The organism is Achromobacter sp. SX5 (genome assembly GCF_056711425.1).
Genome location: NZ_CM160041.1, coordinates 3587415 through 3604479, shown reverse-complemented (window position 1 = coordinate 3604479; position 17065 = coordinate 3587415). Strand labels below are relative to the sequence as shown.

At 66.7% G+C, this 17065-nt stretch carries 16 protein-coding genes; 10 read left to right on the top strand and 6 right to left on the bottom strand.

Going from position 1 to position 17065, the window contains the following annotated elements; all coding sequences use genetic code 11:
* Positions 1-4: 4 nt before the first annotated feature.
* Both AC1M14_RS16980 and AC1M14_RS16975 read right to left on the bottom strand, forming a co-directional pair.
* Positions 5-1285, bottom strand: a complete 1281-nt coding sequence (locus AC1M14_RS16980) for a TRAP transporter large permease (RefSeq protein ID WP_102771653.1) — start codon at positions 1283-1285, stop codon at positions 5-7.
* Positions 1282-1824: a TRAP transporter small permease gene (locus AC1M14_RS16975; RefSeq protein ID WP_479730093.1), complete on the bottom strand. Its 543-nt coding sequence runs from the start codon at positions 1822-1824 to the stop codon at positions 1282-1284. The genes AC1M14_RS16980 and AC1M14_RS16975 overlap by 4 nt, the downstream gene beginning before the upstream one ends.
* A 131-nt stretch (positions 1825-1955) precedes the next feature.
* On the opposite strand from AC1M14_RS16975, the gene gntR reads away from it, so the two are divergent.
* The gene (gntR, locus tag AC1M14_RS16970) at positions 1956-2981 is read left to right on the top strand and encodes an HTH-type transcriptional regulator GntR (protein WP_479730092.1); all 1026 of its coding nucleotides are present in this window, start codon (positions 1956-1958) and stop codon (positions 2979-2981) included.
* A 10-nt stretch (positions 2982-2991) separates the two neighbouring features.
* On the opposite strand, the gene AC1M14_RS16965 is transcribed toward gntR, so the two are convergent.
* Positions 2992-3255: a hypothetical protein gene (locus AC1M14_RS16965; RefSeq protein WP_479730091.1), complete on the bottom strand. Its 264-nt coding sequence runs from the start codon at positions 3253-3255 to the stop codon at positions 2992-2994.
* Positions 3256-3354: 99 nt separating this feature from the next.
* On the opposite strand from AC1M14_RS16965, the gene hemN reads away from it, so the two are divergent.
* A complete protein-coding gene (hemN, locus tag AC1M14_RS16960) occupies positions 3355-4785 on the top strand; it encodes an oxygen-independent coproporphyrinogen III oxidase (protein ID WP_209164811.1) in 1431 nt (476 codons plus the stop codon).
* Between the two features lie 29 nt (positions 4786-4814).
* On the opposite strand, the gene AC1M14_RS16955 is transcribed toward hemN, so the two are convergent.
* A complete protein-coding gene (locus AC1M14_RS16955) occupies positions 4815-5558 on the bottom strand; it encodes a response regulator (RefSeq protein ID WP_102771648.1) in 744 nt (247 codons plus the stop codon).
* Between the two features lie 603 nt (positions 5559-6161).
* On the opposite strand from AC1M14_RS16955, the gene thrS reads away from it, so the two are divergent.
* The 6 genes from thrS to ptsP all read left to right on the top strand — a co-directional run bounded on the left by thrS (position 6162) and on the right by ptsP (position 12427).
* Positions 6162-8114, top strand: coding sequence for a threonine--tRNA ligase (thrS, locus tag AC1M14_RS16950; protein ID WP_111825493.1), 1953 nt, complete (start codon positions 6162-6164; stop codon positions 8112-8114).
* Between the two features lie 20 nt (positions 8115-8134).
* On the top strand, positions 8135-8683 hold the full coding sequence (gene infC, locus AC1M14_RS16945; protein WP_102771646.1) for a translation initiation factor IF-3: 549 nt from the start codon (positions 8135-8137) through the stop codon (positions 8681-8683).
* Positions 8684-8851: 168 nt separating this feature from the next.
* The gene (gene gshB / locus AC1M14_RS16940) at positions 8852-9820 is read left to right on the top strand and encodes a glutathione synthase (RefSeq protein ID WP_209164812.1); all 969 of its coding nucleotides are present in this window, start codon (positions 8852-8854) and stop codon (positions 9818-9820) included.
* 14 nt (positions 9821-9834) lie between these two features.
* Entirely contained in the window at positions 9835-10236 is a 402-nt protein-coding gene (locus tag AC1M14_RS16935; protein WP_479730090.1) for a PTS sugar transporter subunit IIA, read from the top strand.
* A 108-nt stretch (positions 10237-10344) separates the two neighbouring features.
* Positions 10345-10614, top strand: a complete 270-nt coding sequence (locus AC1M14_RS16930; protein WP_102771643.1) for an HPr family phosphocarrier protein — start codon at positions 10345-10347, stop codon at positions 10612-10614.
* Positions 10615-10672: 58 nt separating this feature from the next.
* Positions 10673-12427 carry a phosphoenolpyruvate--protein phosphotransferase gene (ptsP, locus tag AC1M14_RS16925; RefSeq protein WP_111825492.1) on the top strand — a complete coding sequence of 585 codons (1755 nt, stop codon included), beginning with the start codon at positions 10673-10675 and terminating at the stop codon, positions 12425-12427.
* Positions 12428-12680: 253 nt separating this feature from the next.
* Here ptsP and amt read toward each other — a convergent pair whose 3' ends face one another.
* Together amt and AC1M14_RS16915 are read right to left on the bottom strand one after the other, a co-directional pair.
* A complete protein-coding gene (amt, locus tag AC1M14_RS16920) occupies positions 12681-13919 on the bottom strand; it encodes an ammonium transporter (RefSeq protein ID WP_102771641.1) in 1239 nt (412 codons plus the stop codon).
* Between the two features lie 36 nt (positions 13920-13955).
* Positions 13956-14294 carry a P-II family nitrogen regulator gene (locus AC1M14_RS16915; protein ID WP_102771640.1) on the bottom strand — a complete coding sequence of 113 codons (339 nt, stop codon included), beginning with the start codon at positions 14292-14294 and terminating at the stop codon, positions 13956-13958.
* 657 nt (positions 14295-14951) lie between these two features.
* Between AC1M14_RS16915 and AC1M14_RS16910 the strand changes: the two genes are divergently transcribed.
* Entirely contained in the window at positions 14952-15203 is a 252-nt protein-coding gene (locus AC1M14_RS16910) for an accessory factor UbiK family protein (protein ID WP_102771639.1), read from the top strand.
* Positions 15204-15344: 141 nt separating this feature from the next.
* Complete coding sequence (locus tag AC1M14_RS16905) at positions 15345-16859, top strand: YifB family Mg chelatase-like AAA ATPase (RefSeq protein ID WP_479730089.1); 1515 nt, start codon at positions 15345-15347, stop codon at positions 16857-16859.
* The last annotated feature ends 206 nt before the right edge of the window (positions 16860-17065 follow it).

Here is a 17065-nt window from a genome sequence, read left to right as displayed (position 1 = left end):
TTTTCTAATGCATCCAGCGTGCAGGGACGGTGATCAGTTCAGGGAAGATCACCAGCAGGATCAACAGCAGCGTGTAGGCGACGACATAGCGCCACACGCCTTTGATGATGGTTTCCATATTGATGCGGGCGACGCCGCAGACCACGTTGAGCACGGTGCCGACCGGCGGCGTGAGCAGGCCCACACAGCCCACCATGACGAACATCACGCCGAAGTAGACGGGGTCGATGCCGGCCTTGGTGACCACCGGCATCAGCACCGGCGCCAGGATCAGGATGGTGGGCGTGAGGTCCATCACCGTGCCCACCAGCGTCAGCAGGATGAGCAGCGCGAACATCAGCAGCTTGGGCCGGTCCAGCACCGGGTCCAGCAGCGCGATGAGGTCTTCGGGCATGTCGGCCAGCGTGATCATGTAGGAGGACACCATGGCGGCGGCCACCAGGAACATGACCACGGCGGTGGTGCTGGCGGCGTTGACGAATAGCGGCGCCAGATCGCGCAGGCCGATTTCGCGGTAGACGAACAGGCTGATCAGCAGCGCGTAGACCGCCGCGACGACGGCCGCCTCGGTCGGGGTGAAGATGCCGCCGCGCAGCCCGCCTATGATGATGACCGGCAGCATCAGGGCCCACAGCGATTCGCGCAGCGCGCGGGCGCGCTCGCCCCACGAGGCGCGCGGCGCCGGCCCGGCGCCGCCATGCCGGCGCGCCACCCAGGCCCATACCGCCACCAGGGTCAGGCCCATCATCAGCCCGGGTGCGATGCCGGCGAAGAACAGCTTGGTGATGGAAACGTTGGTGGCGACGCCGAAGATGATGAAGGCGATCGACGGCGGAATGATGGGGGCGATGATGCCGCTGGCGGCGATCAGCCCCGAGGCCTGGCCCGCGTCGTAGCCTTTTTCGCGCAGCATGGGGATCAGCAGGGAACCCAGCGCCGCGGCGTCGGCGACGGCCGAGCCCGACAGGGCGGCCAGCAGCACGCTGGCGAAGATGGCGACATAGCCCAGGCCTCCCCGTATGTGTCCCACCAGCAAGGTGGCCAGATTGACGATGCGGCGCGAAATGCCGCCGGCGTTCATCAGTTCTCCGGCCAGCATGAACAGGGGCACCGCCATGAGCGTGAAGCTGTTGGCGCCCGACAGCATGTTCTGTGCCAGGATCTGAGTGTCGAAGAAGTCCAGCTGGACCATCAAGGCGATCGCGCTGAGCAGCAGCGCGAAGGCGATGGACTGGCCCAGGGCGATCAGCCCCAGCAGCACGAACAGGAACAGGGCAAGGGTCATTCCTGGCCTCCCGCATGGCCGGGAGGCAGGGGCAGGGGGCCGCCGGCCAGCACCCGCGCCAGATCGGCCAGCGTCAGCAGGCCCATCGCGACCGCGGCATAGAGCGTGGCTGCGTTGAATGCCGCCAGCGGCATGCCGGTGACGGGCAGCGCCGTGTCCAGGCCGATGACGGTCTGGGTCCAGCTGCCATCGGCCATCAGCCAGAGCACCCACAGGATCAGCAGCTGGCTGAAAACGTGCGCGGCGCGGCGCGCGCCCGGGCCGAAGCGTTCGACCAGCATGGTGACGCCGATGTGCTGGTGGCTGCGCAGCGCGATCACCGAGCCCAGGAAAATCATCCAGACGAAGGCCAGGCGGGAGATCTCGTCCGATACGTTGATGCCGGAATTGAACAGGTAGCGCAGCGCCACATTGCCGAACAGCAACACCACCATTACGGCCAGACAGGCCGCCATCAGCCAGGTCTGCAACGCGAAGCACCAGTCGGCGGCGCGGGCCAGCGGCGAACCGCCAGGCCGCCCCGGTGGGAAGGCTCGCATGGTTTGTCTCCTCTCCGTCGTGCGGAATTTTTGGCTTATGCTGCCGAAAATGTTAGCGCTAACATTTTTGCTTTGGCAAGCCTTTGTTTTTTGGGTCAGACTACGCGCTCGCCAACTCATGCCGAGGACAAATGTCCGCCCGTAAACCCCGAAGCCCGCACGCCGGGCGCGTCACCATGCAGGACGTCGCGCGCCGCGTCGGCGTCAGCGCCATTACGGTGTCGCGCGCCTTGCGCACGCCGGACAAGGTGGCCGAGGCGCTGCGCCTGCGCATTGCGCAGGCGTGCGAGGAGCTGGGCTATGTTCCCAATCACGCCGCCAGCGCGCTGGCGTCGGCGCGCTCGCAGACCATCGTGGTGCTGATTCCGTCGCTGAGCAACGTGGTGTTCGTGGACATCCTGGCCGGCATCAAGGAAGTGCTGGACCGCCACGGCTACCACATGCTGATCGGCGTGACCGGCTATGGCCCGGACGAGGAGGAAGGCCTGCTGCGCAAATACCTGCAGCATTCGCCCGACGGACTGATTCTGACCGGCATCGACCACAGCCCCAGCGTATGGGAGCTGCTGCGCGCGCGCGGGCTGCCCACGGTGCACACCATCGAAACCCTGGACGGCGGCGAGCACATGAGCGTCGGCTTCTCGCAGTTCGATTCGGGCTACGCCGCCGGCCGCCACCTGGTCGAGCGCGGCTGCCGGCGCATCGGCATCGTGGGCGCGCAGCTGGACCCGCGTTCGCTGCGCCGTTGCGAGGGTTGCCGCCAGGCGCTGCGGGACGCGGGCCTGTATGACGCGGCGCTGGAGATCATGACGCCGGAAAAATCGTCCATCGGCCTGGGCGCGTCATTGCTGCAGGACCTGCACGCCGCCCATCCCGATTGCGACGCGGTCTTTTTCTGCAATGACGACCTGGCCCAGGGCGCGGTGTTCCAGTGCGGCCGGCTGGGCCTGGCGGTGCCGCAGCGCATGGCCATCGTGGGTTTTCACGACCTGGCCGGTTCGGCCTGGACCACGCCGCCGCTGTCGACCATCGCCACGCCCCGCTACCAGATCGGCGCGGCCGCGGCCGGGCTGCTGATGCGGCACCTGGCGGGCGAGGCCGTCGCCGAACGCCACGTGGACCTGGGGTTCACGCTGGTCCAGCGCGAAACCAGCTGAACGCCGCTGGCTACGCCTCGCTGCCCGGTTCGGGCGTCTGGGTGAAGGCCCGCACCAGGCGGGCGATGCCGTCGAGTTCGTCGTGCGCGCCGGCGACCCATTCGGGCGTTTCGAAGGGACTGTCGGAAGGGGTGTCGTCCAGGCTGGCCTTCAGGTCGCCGAGCAGTTCCAGCGCCATGTCGGTGGCCTGGGGGCTGCTGCGGGTGGACAGGGCGATGGCGATCGCCAACGCCTGGCGCATGGCCAGAAGGCGGCCATCCAGTTCGGTGCCCATGGGATTTCCTTATCGTGAGACTTGAATGGCCTCATTTTAAGGGCCTGGTTTTGCGCCAGATCAAATGAGGCGGGCCGGCGCAGGCGAATAATCCGGAGTATGCAAGCCGCTCCCCGTCCTCAACCGTCCGAAGCCCAGGCGCCCGCGGTCGCCAAGCCCCTGTTTCCGCCCCAACTGCTGGCAAGGCTGGACAAGAACGGGCCGCGTTACACCTCTTATCCCACTGCCGACCGGTATCACGCCGGTTTCGGCGAACTGGACTACCGGCTGGCCCTGCGGCAGCGGCGGGCGACCAGCCCGGATGAACCGCTCTCGCTGTATGTGCACATCCCTTTCTGCGAGTCGGTCTGTTATTACTGTGCCTGTAATAAGGTGATCACGCGTCACCATGACCGCGCCGCCCGCTACCTGGACGCGCTGGCCGCCGAGATCGGCCTGCACGTGCGCGAACTGGGCGAGGGCGTGCCGGTCTCGCAGCTGCATTTCGGCGGCGGCACCCCGACCTTCCTCTCCGACGCCGAGCTGGACCGCCTGATGGCGGACCTGCGCCGCGCCTTCCGCTTCGAACCCGACGCGGAGCTTTCCATCGAGGTCGATCCGCGCACCGCCACGCCCGAGCGGCTGGCCTATCTGCGCCGGCTGGGCTTTAACCGCCTGAGCTTCGGCGTGCAGGATTTCGACGCGCGCGTGCAGGCGGCGGTGCATCGGGTGCAGTCCTTCGAGTCGGTGGAGGCGCTGGTGCGCAGCGCCCGCGAGCTGCGCTACGACTCGGTCAACGTGGACCTGATCTACGGCCTGCCGCTGCAGACCGCGGAATCGTTCGGCCGCACCATCGAGCAGGTCATCGCGCTGCGGCCCGACCGTATCGCGCTGTATGCCTATGCCCATCTGCCCACGCGCTTCAAGCCGCAGCGCCGCATCAACGAGATCGACCTGCCGCCGCGCGCCACGCGGGTGGGCCTGCTCAGCGCCGCCATCGACGGCTTCCTGAAGCAGGGTTATTCGTACATCGGCATGGACCATTTCGCCCTGGACTCCGATTCGCTGGCCGTGGCCAAGCGGCGCGGCGAGCTGCATCGCAACTTCCAGGGCTACAGCACGCAGCCCGACCGCGACCTGGTCGCGCTGGGCGTGTCGGCCATCGGCCGCATCGGCGACACCTACAGCCAGAACGCCAAGGATCTGGACACCTATTACGCGGCCATCGAGTCCGGACGCTTCGCGGTGGAAAGAGGGCTGGCGCTGAGCGAGGACGACCTGGTCCGGCGCGAGATCATCATGGACATCATGTGCCAGGGGCGCGTGGACTTCGCGCGCATCGAGGCGCGCCACCGCCTGCGCTTCGGCGACTACTTCAGCCGCGAGCTGGAGCAGATGACCAGCCTGGCCGAACTGGGCCTGGTCGAACTGCAGCAAGGCGCGCTGCGCGTGACCGGCCTGGGCTGGTATTTCGTGCGCGCCGTGGCCATGGCATTCGACGGCTACCTGCAATCGGCCGCCAGCGGGGCCAGCTACTCCCGCATCATCTAAGAGACCGATAGCGGGAGCGGCGGGGCGCTTCATTCGATCGCGAACTTCTCGCGCAGGTACAGGGCCAGCGACAAGTCGTCGGACAGCTGCAGCTTGCGCATCGCGCAGCGTTTGTGCGTGCTGATGGTCTTCTTGCTGCGCACCAGCCGCGCCGCGATCTGTGTCACCGAAAAGCCCTGGCTGATGTGGCGCAGGATCTCCACTTCCGAGGTGGTCAGCGATTCGTGCGGGGCGGTGGGCTCCTGCGAGTGGACCCGGCCGTCGCGCACGGTCAGGAACTTGTGCTTGCCGCTGAGCACGCCTCGGATCATTTCGGGCAGCAGGCTCAAACCCCATTTCTTGGCCATGTAGCCGTTTGCCCCCGCCCGGAAGGCGGCGTACTGGGTTTCCTGGCGGTTGCCGGCCGAGAACGTGATGATCGCCATGTTGGGGTGATAGCGGCGCAGGCGCCGCAGATAGCTCACGCCGTCCCAGAGATCCTGCGGCAGGTAGAAATCCACCAGGGCCACGTCGCAAGGCGTGTGGGACAGCTTTTCCAGTAACGATCGGGCCGAGGTTTCCTGGTGCAGGACCCGGAAGCCGGACCGGCTTTCGAGATAGGCGCTTACGCCCACGGCGATGACCGGGTGGTCGTCCAGGACGGCCACGTTGACCACCGGGGGCAGGCGCGACAGCAGCAGGTGTTGGCGGGCTTCCGGCAGATTGCCGGTTTCGGGACGCGCGGGGCTGGAGGAATTGAGTGCCGCGGTGCGGGGCGCTGGAATAGGTTTCATCTTGTGCTTTCCGCTGTTTTGGTTGGGGCGGAATGCCGGAGGCCGGCTCCGCGCTGAGTTCGCTGTTGGTCCTAGATTGGTAGCAGCCAGATTACGTTTTCGGCCGGCTGTTCGCACTGGAAATGCGCTGATTTCGGACCGTTGTACTGTTTGACTTTTCCTGGCGGTAAATATGGCCTATGACGATTAAAGTTTGGTTACAGTACAAAAATAATGGATACACGACAAGCCGCCAGACGCAGATTTCGGCATCGAGTCGGCGGACGGCGGTACGGACAGGTCGGAGTCCTAGGGCTGGATGTCGCGCTTTCGCCACGGAAAAGGCGGCATTAGTGCTACAATCGGGTCAGATAAACGAATTTTGGTTACGCGCGTTTCAAGCGCGAGCCACACAGGCACCGCACCATGCTTTACCCGCTGGCACGAACTACGACCCGGAACTTTCGCCCTATGTCGCGTTAGTGTTTTCGTGCGTCGGGTTTCTCCGTGTCAGGTCAGCGGCAGAACTCAGCAAGACAATCCAAAGAACGCGGCTTCCAGGCCGCGTTTTTCGTTTCCGTTTTTTGATTTTTCAGTTTCCAGAACCTCCAGGAAAGACTCCCGATGGTACAGATCACATTGCCCGATGGTTCGCAGCGCCAATATCCGGGGCCGGTAACGGTCGCTGAAGTGGCGCAGTCGATCGGCACGGGCTTGGCCAAGGCCGCCCTGGGCGGGCGCGTCACGTTCGAAGGCGAGCAAGCCCGGCTGGTCGACACCAGCTTCCGCATCGAAGGCGACGCAAGCCTGGCGATCGTGACCGCCAAGGACGCCGACGGCCTGGATCTGATCCGCCATTCCACGGCCCACCTGCTGGCCTATGCCGTCAAGGAGCTGTTCCCGGACGCCCAGGTCACCATCGGCCCGGTGATCGACAACGGCTTCTACTACGATTTCTCGTACAAGCGTCCCTTCACGCCCGAAGACCTGGCCGCCATCGAAAAGAAAATGGCCGAACTGGCCAAGAAGGACGAAACCGTCACGCGCGAAGAGTGGTCGCGCGACGACGCCGTCGAATTCTTCAAGGGCATCGGCGAAAAGTACAAGGCCGAGATCATCGCCTCGATCCCCTCGAACGAGACGCTCAGCCTGTACCGCGAAGGCAACTTCATCGACCTGTGCCGCGGCCCCCACGTGCCGTCCACCGGCAAGCTGAAGGTCTTCAAGCTGATGAAGGTGGCCGGCGCCTACTGGCGCGGCGACAGCAAGAACGAGATGCTCCAGCGCATCTACGGCACCGCCTGGGCCACCAAGGAAGAACAGGACGCCTATCTGCACATGCTGGAAGAGGCCGAACGCCGCGACCACCGCAAGATCGGCCGCGAGCTCGACCTGTTCCATTTCCAGGACGAGGCCCCGGGCCTGATTTTCTGGCACCCCAAGGGCTGGACCCTGTGGCAGCAGGTGGAGCAGTACATGCGCTCCGTCTACCGCGACAATGGCTACCAGGAAGTGAAGGCGCCGCAGATCCTGGACATTTCGCTCTGGAAAAAGACCGGCCACTGGGACAACTACCGTGAAAACATGTTCACGACCGAGTCCGAGAACCGTGTCTACGGCCTCAAGCCCATGAACTGCCCGGGCCATGTGCAGATCTTCAACGCCGGCCTGCATTCCTATCGCGAACTGCCGCTGCGCTACGGCGAATTCGGCCAGTGCCACCGCAACGAGCCCTCGGGTTCGCTGCACGGCATGATGCGCGTGCGCGGCTTTACGCAGGACGACGGCCACATTTTCTGTACCGAAGAACAGCTCCAGGACGAATGCGCCGACTTCACGGCGCTGCTGCAGAAGGTCTACCGCGACTTCGGTTTCACCGAGGTACTGTACAAGGTCGCCACGCGTCCGGAAAAGCGCATCGGTTCGGACGAGGTCTGGGACACGGCCGAGGCGGCCCTGATGGAAAGCCTGCGCCGCACCGGCTGCGAATTCGAGATTTCGCCGGGAGAGGGCGCTTTCTATGGTCCCAAGGTGGAATACACCCTGAAAGACGCCATCGGCCGCCACTGGCAGTGCGGCACGATCCAGGTCGATTTCTCCATGCCCGTGCGCCTGGGCGCCGAGTACGTGGACCAGAACGACCAGCGCCGTCCGCCGGTCATGCTGCACCGTGCGATCCTCGGTTCGCTGGAGCGTTTCATCGGCATGTTGATCGAAAACCACGCCGGCGCCATGCCGCCCTGGCTGGCTCCGGTGCAGGCCGTGGTGTGCTGCATTTCCGAGCCTTCGGCCGATTATGCGGCCCAAATCACGCAAAGCCTGAAAAAACAAGGCTTTAGAGTGGAGTCCGATTTGCGCGGTGAAAAAATCACTCGTAAAATTCGGGAACACAGCCTGCAAAAGGTTCCGTACATCCTGGTCGTCGGCGACAAGGAAAAACAAAACGGCACCGTCGCCGTCCGCGGGCTGGGTGGTCTGGACCTCGGCGCCATCGCCATCGACGAATTCGTCGCGCGACTGGCCGAGGACGTCTCCACCCGCCGCGACGTCAATCAACCCGATAGCAGCGCTGCTTAACATTTCTAGGAGCTTTCAACATCGCCACTGAAAAAGCCAATCGCATCAACGGTGAAATCCGCGTCCCCGAGGTGCGCCTGATAGGTCTGGACGGAGAACAGCTCGGCATCGTCAAGATCGCCGAAGCGTTCCGTCTTTCCGAGCAAAGCGACGTGGATCTGGTGGAAATCGCGCCGAACGCCGAGCCGCCGGTCTGCCGTTTGATGGACTACGGCAAGTTCAAGTACCAGGAGCAGAAGCGCCAGGCTGAAGCCCGTTCCAAGCAGAAGGTCATCCAGGTCAAGGAAGTCAAATTCCGTCCGGCCACCGACGAGGGCGACTACCAGGTCAAGCTGCGCAACCTGCGCCGCTTCCTCGAAGAAGGCGACAAGGCCAAGGTGACGCTGCGTTTCCGGGGCCGCGAAATGGCCCACCAGGAACTCGGCATGCGGGTACTCGAACGTGTGCGCGACGATCTGCTGGAACTTGCCCAGGTCGAAGCCATGCCCAAGCTCGAAGGCCGTCAGATGGTCATGGTGCTGGCGCCCAAGAAGAAGGCCGCGCCCTCGGGCAAGTCCGAATCGGCCTGAGCGCCGGGAGGCGCCCTTAGCCGGGATCGCCTTCAGCACGGTTGCCCGTAGAACCCGCCGTCCGCGCCGTGGACCGGCGGGTTCGCTTATTGGGCGGCTCTGCGCTACGATGTCAAAAAGAAAGCCGCCTTCCCGCGAGGGAAGGCGGCGTCCGTTCAGGGTGTCGCGATGCACGTATTGTTCGTTTTGGATCCCTTGCCGCTGCTCAAGGCGTACAAGGACAGCTCGGTTGCCATGATGCGCGCTCTGGTCGCGCGCGGCCACACGCTCAGCGTGGCCATGCAGGGCGACCTCTACATCGAGGAAGGCACGGTCAAGGCCGTGACCACCCCCATCGAACTGGTCGCGGACGCCGATCTGCACGGCCACGACTGGTGGCGCGAATCCGCGGCGCAGGACCTGCCGCTGGCGGATTTCGGCGCGGTCGTCATGCGCAAGGACCCGCCGTTCGACATGGAATACGTGTATTCCACCCACCTGCTCGAATATGCCGAGGCGCAGGGCGCCCGGGTGTTCAACGGCGGCGCCGCGATCCGCAACCATCCGGAAAAGCTGGCGATCACCGAGATCAGCGAGTTCACCGCGCCCACGCTGGTGACCCGCAACATGGCGCGCCTGAAAGCCTTCCACGACAAATACCAGGACGTCATCGTCAAGCCGCTGGACGGCATGGGCGGCACCGGCGTGTTCCGGCTCCAGCCCAAGGACCCGAACCTCAACGCCATCCTGGAAACCCTCACCGAAGACGGCGCGCGCACCATCATGGCGCAGCGCTACATTCCCGAGATCGTCAACGGCGACAAGCGCATCCTGCTGATCGGCGGCGAGCCGGTGCCATATTCGCTGGCCCGCATTCCGCTGGCCGGCGAAACCCGCGGCAACCTGGCGGCCGGCGGGCGCGGCGTGGCGCAGGAGCTGTCGCCGCGCGACCGCGAAATCGCCGAGGCCGTGGCGCCCAGGTTCGCCGCGCGCGGCCTGTTGCTGGTCGGCCTGGACGTCATCGGCGATTACGTCACCGAGGTCAACGTCACCAGCCCCACCTGCTTTGTCGAAATCGCGGAACAGACCGGATTCGACGTCGCGGGCATGTTCGTCACGGCGCTGGAACGGGCTGTGGCGGGCAAGACCGCGGCCTGAGCCGGGGCGCCGCCATGGCCACGGGTATTGTCATCGTCGTGCACGCGCCCCTGGGCGCGGCGATGCGCGAATGCGCCAGCCACGTCATGGGCGACATCGACGGCATGCTGGCCATCCACGATATCCAGCCCGAGGACCGGCCGGACGATCTGGCGCCCGACGTGCTCAAGGACATCCTCGAACAGGAGCACGGTGGCGGGGTGCTGGTGCTGACGGACCTGATCGGCGCCACGCCCGCGAACATCGCCAAACGGGCCGTGGCCGGCGCGCAGGCGCAGGGCATCCAGTGCTGCGTGCTGGCGGGGCTGAACACCCCGATGCTGCTGCGGGCGCTGACCTACCGCAACCTGCCCCTGGCCGAAACCCGCGAAAAAGCCCTGTCCGGCGGAGTGCAGGGCGTCTTGCGTGTAGACTGACGGGCGGTAATTTGCCCTATCATGTCGGCTGATATTTTCGGCTGACATCCGGTTCGACGTTTTGCTGCAATCCTCACCGCGGTTCCCGCCGCGGCCATAATTCTTCCTATGCCTAATACAGACATCGTCATCAGCAATAAACTTGGCCTGCACGCCCGCGCGGCCGCCAAGCTGACGCAACTGGCCAGCAAGTTCTCAAGCGAGATCTTCATCTCGCGCGGCGCGCAGCGCGTGAACGCCAAGAGCATCATGGGCGTCATGATGCTGGCTGCCGGGCTGGGCGTGACGGTGCGGCTGGAGGCTTCGGGCAGCGATGCCGAGCAAGCCCTTGCCGAAATTGAAACTCTGTTCGATAGCAAATTCGGTGAGCAGGAATAGAACTTCTTCTGAATCCGCCGGCCTGAGCGCGGCTCGGGCCGGCACGTCTGCGACCCTCATGGACACACACGACGGGGCTGGCTGTGCCAGCCCCGTCGTGTGTCTTTACGGCAAAGGCGTCGCCAAGGGATATGCCATCGGGCGCGCCGTCGTCATGGGCGCGGCGGCGCTCGAAGTCGCGCACTACCGCATCGCACCCGAGGACGTGGCCGCCGAAAGCCGGCGCCTGACCGACGCCCTGGCTTCGGCGCAGCAGGAACTGCTGCAACTGGCCGAGACCTTGCCGGCCGACGCGCCGCGCGAGCTGGGCGCCATGCTGAACGTGCACAGCCTGCTGCTGGGCGACCCGCTGCTGGCCGAGCAGACGCTGGCCCTCATCGCCGAGCGCCACTACAACGCCGAATGGGCGCTGACCACGCAGGGCCAGATCCTGGGGCAGCAGTTCGACGCCATGGAGGACGAGTACCTGCGCGAGCGCGGGGCCGACGTGCGCCAGGTCATCGAGCGCGTGCTGCACGTGCTGGCGGGCTCCTCGGCGATCCTGCCCGACATGTCCCACATGGGGGGCGACGACGCGCTGGTGGTCGTGGCCCACGACATCTCGCCGGCCGACATGCTGCGCCTGCGCGGCGGGCGTTTCGCGGCCTTCGTGACCGACCTGGGCGGGCCCACCTCGCATACCGCCATCGTGGCGCGCAGCATGGGCGTGCCCGCGGTGGTGGCGATGGGCAACGTGCGCGAGCTGGTCCGCGACGGCGACATGCTGATCATCGACGGCGCGGCCGGCACGGTGATCGTCAATCCCTCCGACCGCATCCTGCAGGAATACCGCCGCCGCCAGTCCGCCTATGCGGACGAGCGCGCCGAACTCAGCCTGCTGCGCGACGAACCGTCGATCACGCTGGACGGCATCGACATCGTGCTGCACGCCAATATCGAACTGCCGGACGAGGCCGCGCTGGCGCTGGCCTCCGGCGCGCACGGCATCGGCCTGTTCCGCAGCGAGTTCCTGTTCATGGGGCGGCCCGACCTGCCGGGCGAGGAAGAGCAGTACGAAGCGTATTCGTCCGTGGTGAAGGTGATGGCCGGGCGGCCGGTCACGATCCGGACGCTGGACATCGGCTCGGACAAGACGCTGGACGGCGAGGCCACCGTGGCCACCAACCCCGCGCTGGGGCAGCGCGCCATCCGCTATTGCCTGGCGCGCCCGGAAATGTTCGCGACCCAGCTGCGCGCCATCCTGCGCGCCTCGGCCCACGGACCGGTGCGCCTGCTGATACCCATGATCGCCCACATGCACGAGGTCGTGGCGACCCGCGCGGCCATCGAAGCGGCGCGCCGCGAACTCGACGCCCGCGGCCAGCCCTACGCGGCGCACATGGACGTGGGCGCCATGGTCGAGGTGCCCGCCATCGCCATCGCCATCGAGCCTTTCGCGCAGGCGCTGGACTTCCTGTCCATCGGCACCAACGACCTGATCCAGTACACGCTGGCGATCGACCGCGGCGATCACGACGTGGCCGGCCTGTACGACCCGCTGCATCCGGCCGTGCTGCGCCTGGTCGCGCACACCATCAATGCCGGCGAACGCGCCGGCAAGCCGGTCGCGGTGTGCGGCGAAATGGCGGGCGATTCGCGCATGACCCGCCTGCTGCTGGGGCTGGGCCTGACCGAGTTCTCCATGCACCCGCAACAGCTGCTGGACGTCAAACGCGAAGTGCGCCGCGCCCACTCCAACGCCCTGCGCGTCAAGGTGGCCGCCGCCCTCAACCGCGCCCTCCCGGTCGACCTGGACGCCCTGGGCCCCGGCTGAACCGCGCCCAGCCGCCGCAGACAAAAAAGCCCGGAGCCACAAGCCCCGGGCTTTTTTCGACAGACTGAGACGCTGCCTCCCCGATCGGGGCCGCCTTGGATCCGGCTTTGCCGGTCCAAGCGCGGCGCCCCCTTGAGGGGGAGGCGCCTAAGGCGCCTCGGGGGTGGGGGTCCACCCTCTTGGATCCGGCTTTGCCGGTCCAAGCGCGGCGCCCCCTTGAGGGGGAGGCGCCTAAGGCGCCTCGGGGGTGGGCCTAAGAGTGATAAGCCGATTCGCCGTGGCTCGTCACGTCCAGGCCCTCGCGTTCCTGGTCTTCCGGCACGCGCATACCGCACAGGGCATTGGCGATCTTGTAGGCGATCCAGGCCACCACGCCGGACCAGACCACGGTCAGCAGCACGCCTTCGAGCTGCACCCACAGCTGATGGCCGATCATGCCGGCCTCGGCCAGGCCGGGACCGCCCAGGACCTGGGCGTTGAACACGCCGGTCAGCAGGGCGCCGACGATGCCGCCCACGCCGTGCACGCCGAACACGTCCAGGGCGTCGTCGGCGCGCAGCAGGCGCTTCAGGCCGTTCACGCCCCACACGCAGACCGCGCCGGCGACCACACCGATAACCAGCGCGCCCACCGGGCCGACCAGGCCGGCTCCCGGGGTGATGCCGACCAGGCCGGCGACCGCGCCGGAGGCCGCGCCCAGCATCGAGGGCTTGCCCTTGACGGCCCATTCCGTGAAAAGCCAGGCCAGCACGGCGCCCGCAGTGGCGATCATGGTGTTGAAGAAGGCCAGCGTGGCGTTCTCGTTGGCGGCCAGCGCGGAACCGGCGTTGAAGCCGAACCAGCCCACCCACAGCAGGGCCGCGCCCACGAAGGTCATGGGCAGGTTGTGCGGCTGCATGGCTTCGCGGCCGTAGCCCACGCGCTTGCCCACCACATAAGCGCCCACCAGGCCGGCCACGCCGGCGTTGATGTGCACCACGGTGCCGCCGGCGAAGTCCAGCGCGCCCTTGGCGTTGAGCAGGCCGGGCGCCGTCTCGGACGCGAACCACACCATGTGGGCGATGGGCACGTAGGCGAACGTGAACCAGATCACGGTGAACACCAGCACTGCCGAAAAGCGCGCGCGTTCGGCGAAGCTGCCGACGATAAGCGCGCAGGTGATGCCGGCGAACGTGGCCTGGAACGACGCGAACAGCAGCTCCGTCAGGGTGTTCGACATGGCGTAGGCGCCGTCGGCCGGATTGAAGATGCCGGCGAAAAAGGCGCGCGACAACCCGCCGAAGAAGGCGTTGCCCTCGGTGAAGGCCAGCGAATAGCCATAGATGAACCACAGCACCAGGCCCAGCACGAACGTGCACAACACTTGCAGCAGCACCGACAGCACGTTCTTGCTGCGCACCAGGCCGCCATAGAACATCGCCAGACCGGGTACGGCCATCATCAATACGAGCAGGGTAGAGACGAGCAACCAGGAGATATCCGCTTTATCCATTTTCAGGCTCCATTGAGTCTTTATTTATTTGTTCGTTCAGAGCGCCGCTTCGCCGGCTTCGCCTGTTCTGATCCGGATCACCTGTTCCAACGGGGCGGTGAAGATCTTGCCGTCGCCGATCTTGCCGGTGCGGGCGGCCATTTCGATGGCCTCGATGACCTGGTCGACCAGGTGGTCGGGCACGGCGGCCTCGATGCGCAGCTTGGGCAGGAAGTCGACCGCGTATTCCGCGCCGCGGTAGAGCTCGGTGTGGCCTTTCTGGCGGCCGAATCCCTTGACCTCGGTAACGGTCAGCCCCTGGACCCCGATCCCGGACAGAGCCACCCGCACTTCGTCGAGCTTGAAGGGCTTGATGATGGCGATGATGAGTTTCATGGCATTTCCTCTCATGGTTGCACGTTGGCTCCGGGTATCAAGCAAAGTCCGTGCCATGTTTGCGCACGCGGGAGGCGCCCCGGCGCACGCCCGCAACCGTGCCTGGCCGCACCGAGGTGGTGCGCGCGAGCCGTGTCGCGGCCTCAAGTTGGTGCGCGGTCTGCACCGTTCGGAACATGCAACCAAACATGTTTCAAATCCGATATGTGTTGCAAATCAATGCAACGTATATTTCGATAAATATCTGCATATGCCCCTAATTTCACGGCCCGATTGAACCGCGCAACGGGCCGCTCAGCCTTGCGGCATGAGGCTTTCGCGTGGAATCACGAGCGCGCGACGAGCTGCCGCGATGAGGCGGAATCGAGGACTGTTGCGGTTTTTGCTGATACGAGGGTTTACACGCACGAGCTTGTTGCGCGCGTTCGGGTGAAGAAGAATCGAACACAGTTCCTGTCGTCATGAAGACGGCATGGGCCGCAGGCCGCGGCCCGACGGGTACCGATGTTGGTAGGGGGTTGCCGCCATGGCAGCCCGGTTTTCTCCTGTGCTTTGAAGGGCGGTCACCGCATGCGGCCCGCCCTTTTTTTTCGTCCCGGGAAAGCGCGGCGCGGCGACGCATTACACTTGAGTCATCAAGAACATCGTGAGGCCGTCATGAACAATCGCACCCAGTGGATGGAAGACATCCAGAAGAATCTCTCCGACCTGATCGCCCGCAGCCCGGCCGCGGACGTGGAGCGCAACGTGCGCGCGATGATGACGCAGGCGTTCTCCAAGCTGGACCTGGTGACGCGCGAGGAATTCGACGTGCAGGCCGATCTGCTGGCCCGCACCCGCGCCCGCGTGGACCAGCTGGCCGCGCAGGTGGAGCAGCTGGAAACCCGCCTGTCCGCGCTGGAAAAATAATTCCGCGCCAGCCGTATGCCGCGGCCGCCTTCGGGCGGCCTTTTTTATCGGCGCCCGGCGGGACCGATTTGTCGCGCCGGCGCCGACGGCGCGGCGGTCTTTGCCGATACTGGCGGTTTGCATCCCTTTCCGGAGGCCGCCTTGACGCTAGCGGTGCTTGCCAGCCGGGCCCTGTGCGGCCTGGATTCCCACGCGGTGCGCGTGGAGACCCACCTTGGCCCGGGCCTGCCCAGCTTCAATGTGGTGGGCCTGCCCGACACCGAGGTGCGCGAGAGCCGCGAACGGGTGCGCGCGGCCATCCTGAACAGCGGATTCGAGTTTCCGCCCGGACGCATCACCGTCAATCTTTCGCCGGCCGACATACCCAAGGAATCCGGCCGCTTCGATCTGCCCATCGCCCTGGGGCTGCTGCTGGCTTCGGGCCAGTTGGCCGCCGCCACGGGCGAGAGCGAGGCCGGGCCCGCGCCCGCGCCCGCGCCGGCGGCGCTGGCCGATCTGGTGCTGGCCGGCGAACTGTCCTTGACGGGGGCGCTGGTGCCGGTGGCCGCGCCGCTGGTCATCGCGCTGAGCGTGGCGCGCGAAGCGCCCGGCGCCAGCCTCATCCTGCCCGCGGGCAGCGCCGAAGAGGCGGCCTGGGTGCCCGGCCTGCGGGTGCTGTCGGCGCGCAGCCTGGCCGACGTGGCCGCGCATGCAGCCGGCGCGTGCCGGCTGCCCGACGCGATTGCCCGTCCCTGGCCCGACGCCGGGCCGGGTCCGTGCCTGTCGGACGTGAGGGGCCAGCCGGGCGCGCGGCGGGCTCTGGAAGTGGCGGCGGCGGGCGGCCACAGCCTGCTGATGATCGGTCCGCCGGGCGCGGGCAAGAGCATGCTGGCCGCGCGCCTGCCCGGTCTGCTGCCGCCGCTGGCCCGCGCCGAGGCGCTGGAAGCGGCCGCCGTGGCGGCCCTGGCCGGCCTGCCGGACGCGCCGATGGGCCTGCCGCCGTTCCGGGCGCCGCATCACAGCGCCTCGGCGGCCGCGCTGGTGGGCGGCGGCAGCCGGCCGCGCCCGGGCGAAATCAGCCTGGCGCACCACGGGGTGCTGTTCCTGGACGAACTGCCGGAATTCAGCCGGCGCACGCTGGAGGCCCTGCGCGAGCCGCTGGAGGCGGGCAGGGTGGTCATCGCGCGGGCGCTGCATGCCGCGCAGTTTCCGGCGCGCTTCCAGCTGGTCGCCGCCATGAACCCGTGCCCCTGCGGCTGGCGCGGCCATTCGGCGCGGGCCTGCATCTGCACGCCGGACCAGGTGGCGCGCTACGTCGGCAAGATCTCCGGCCCCTTGCTGGACCGCATCGACCTGCACGTGGCCCTGCCGGCCTCCGACCCCGACTGGCTGTCGGGTCCGCCGGGCGAGCCGTCCGGCCCGGTGCGCGAGCGCGTGGTGCGCTGCCGCGAGCGCCAACTGCAGCGCCAGGGAAGGCCCAACGCCGCGCTGGCGGGCGCCGAACTTGACGCGCATTGCCGGATGGACGCCGAGGCCGCGGCCCTGCTGACGCAGGCCATGCGCCGGCTGGGCGGTTCGGCCCGCGCCCAGCACCGGGCGCTGCGGGTCGCCCGGACCATCGCCGACCTGGAAGGCGCGCCGCTGCTGGCCGCCAGCCACGTCGCCCAGGCCGTGTAGTACCGGCGCACCGGCGTATGATCGTGGCGGCCCGGTCCCGTCGGCCGCGCCCGCCCGCCGGCTCGACAAACTGCGGGAAATCACCATATAATCAAAGGCTTTCCCGGATCTGGGCTTTTGGATTTGTCCGTTTTCGGGGAAAGGGTTCAGGCGAAGCGCCTGGGCCTGGGTGGCGACACCCGAGTAGTACCCCAAGCAGTACCCCC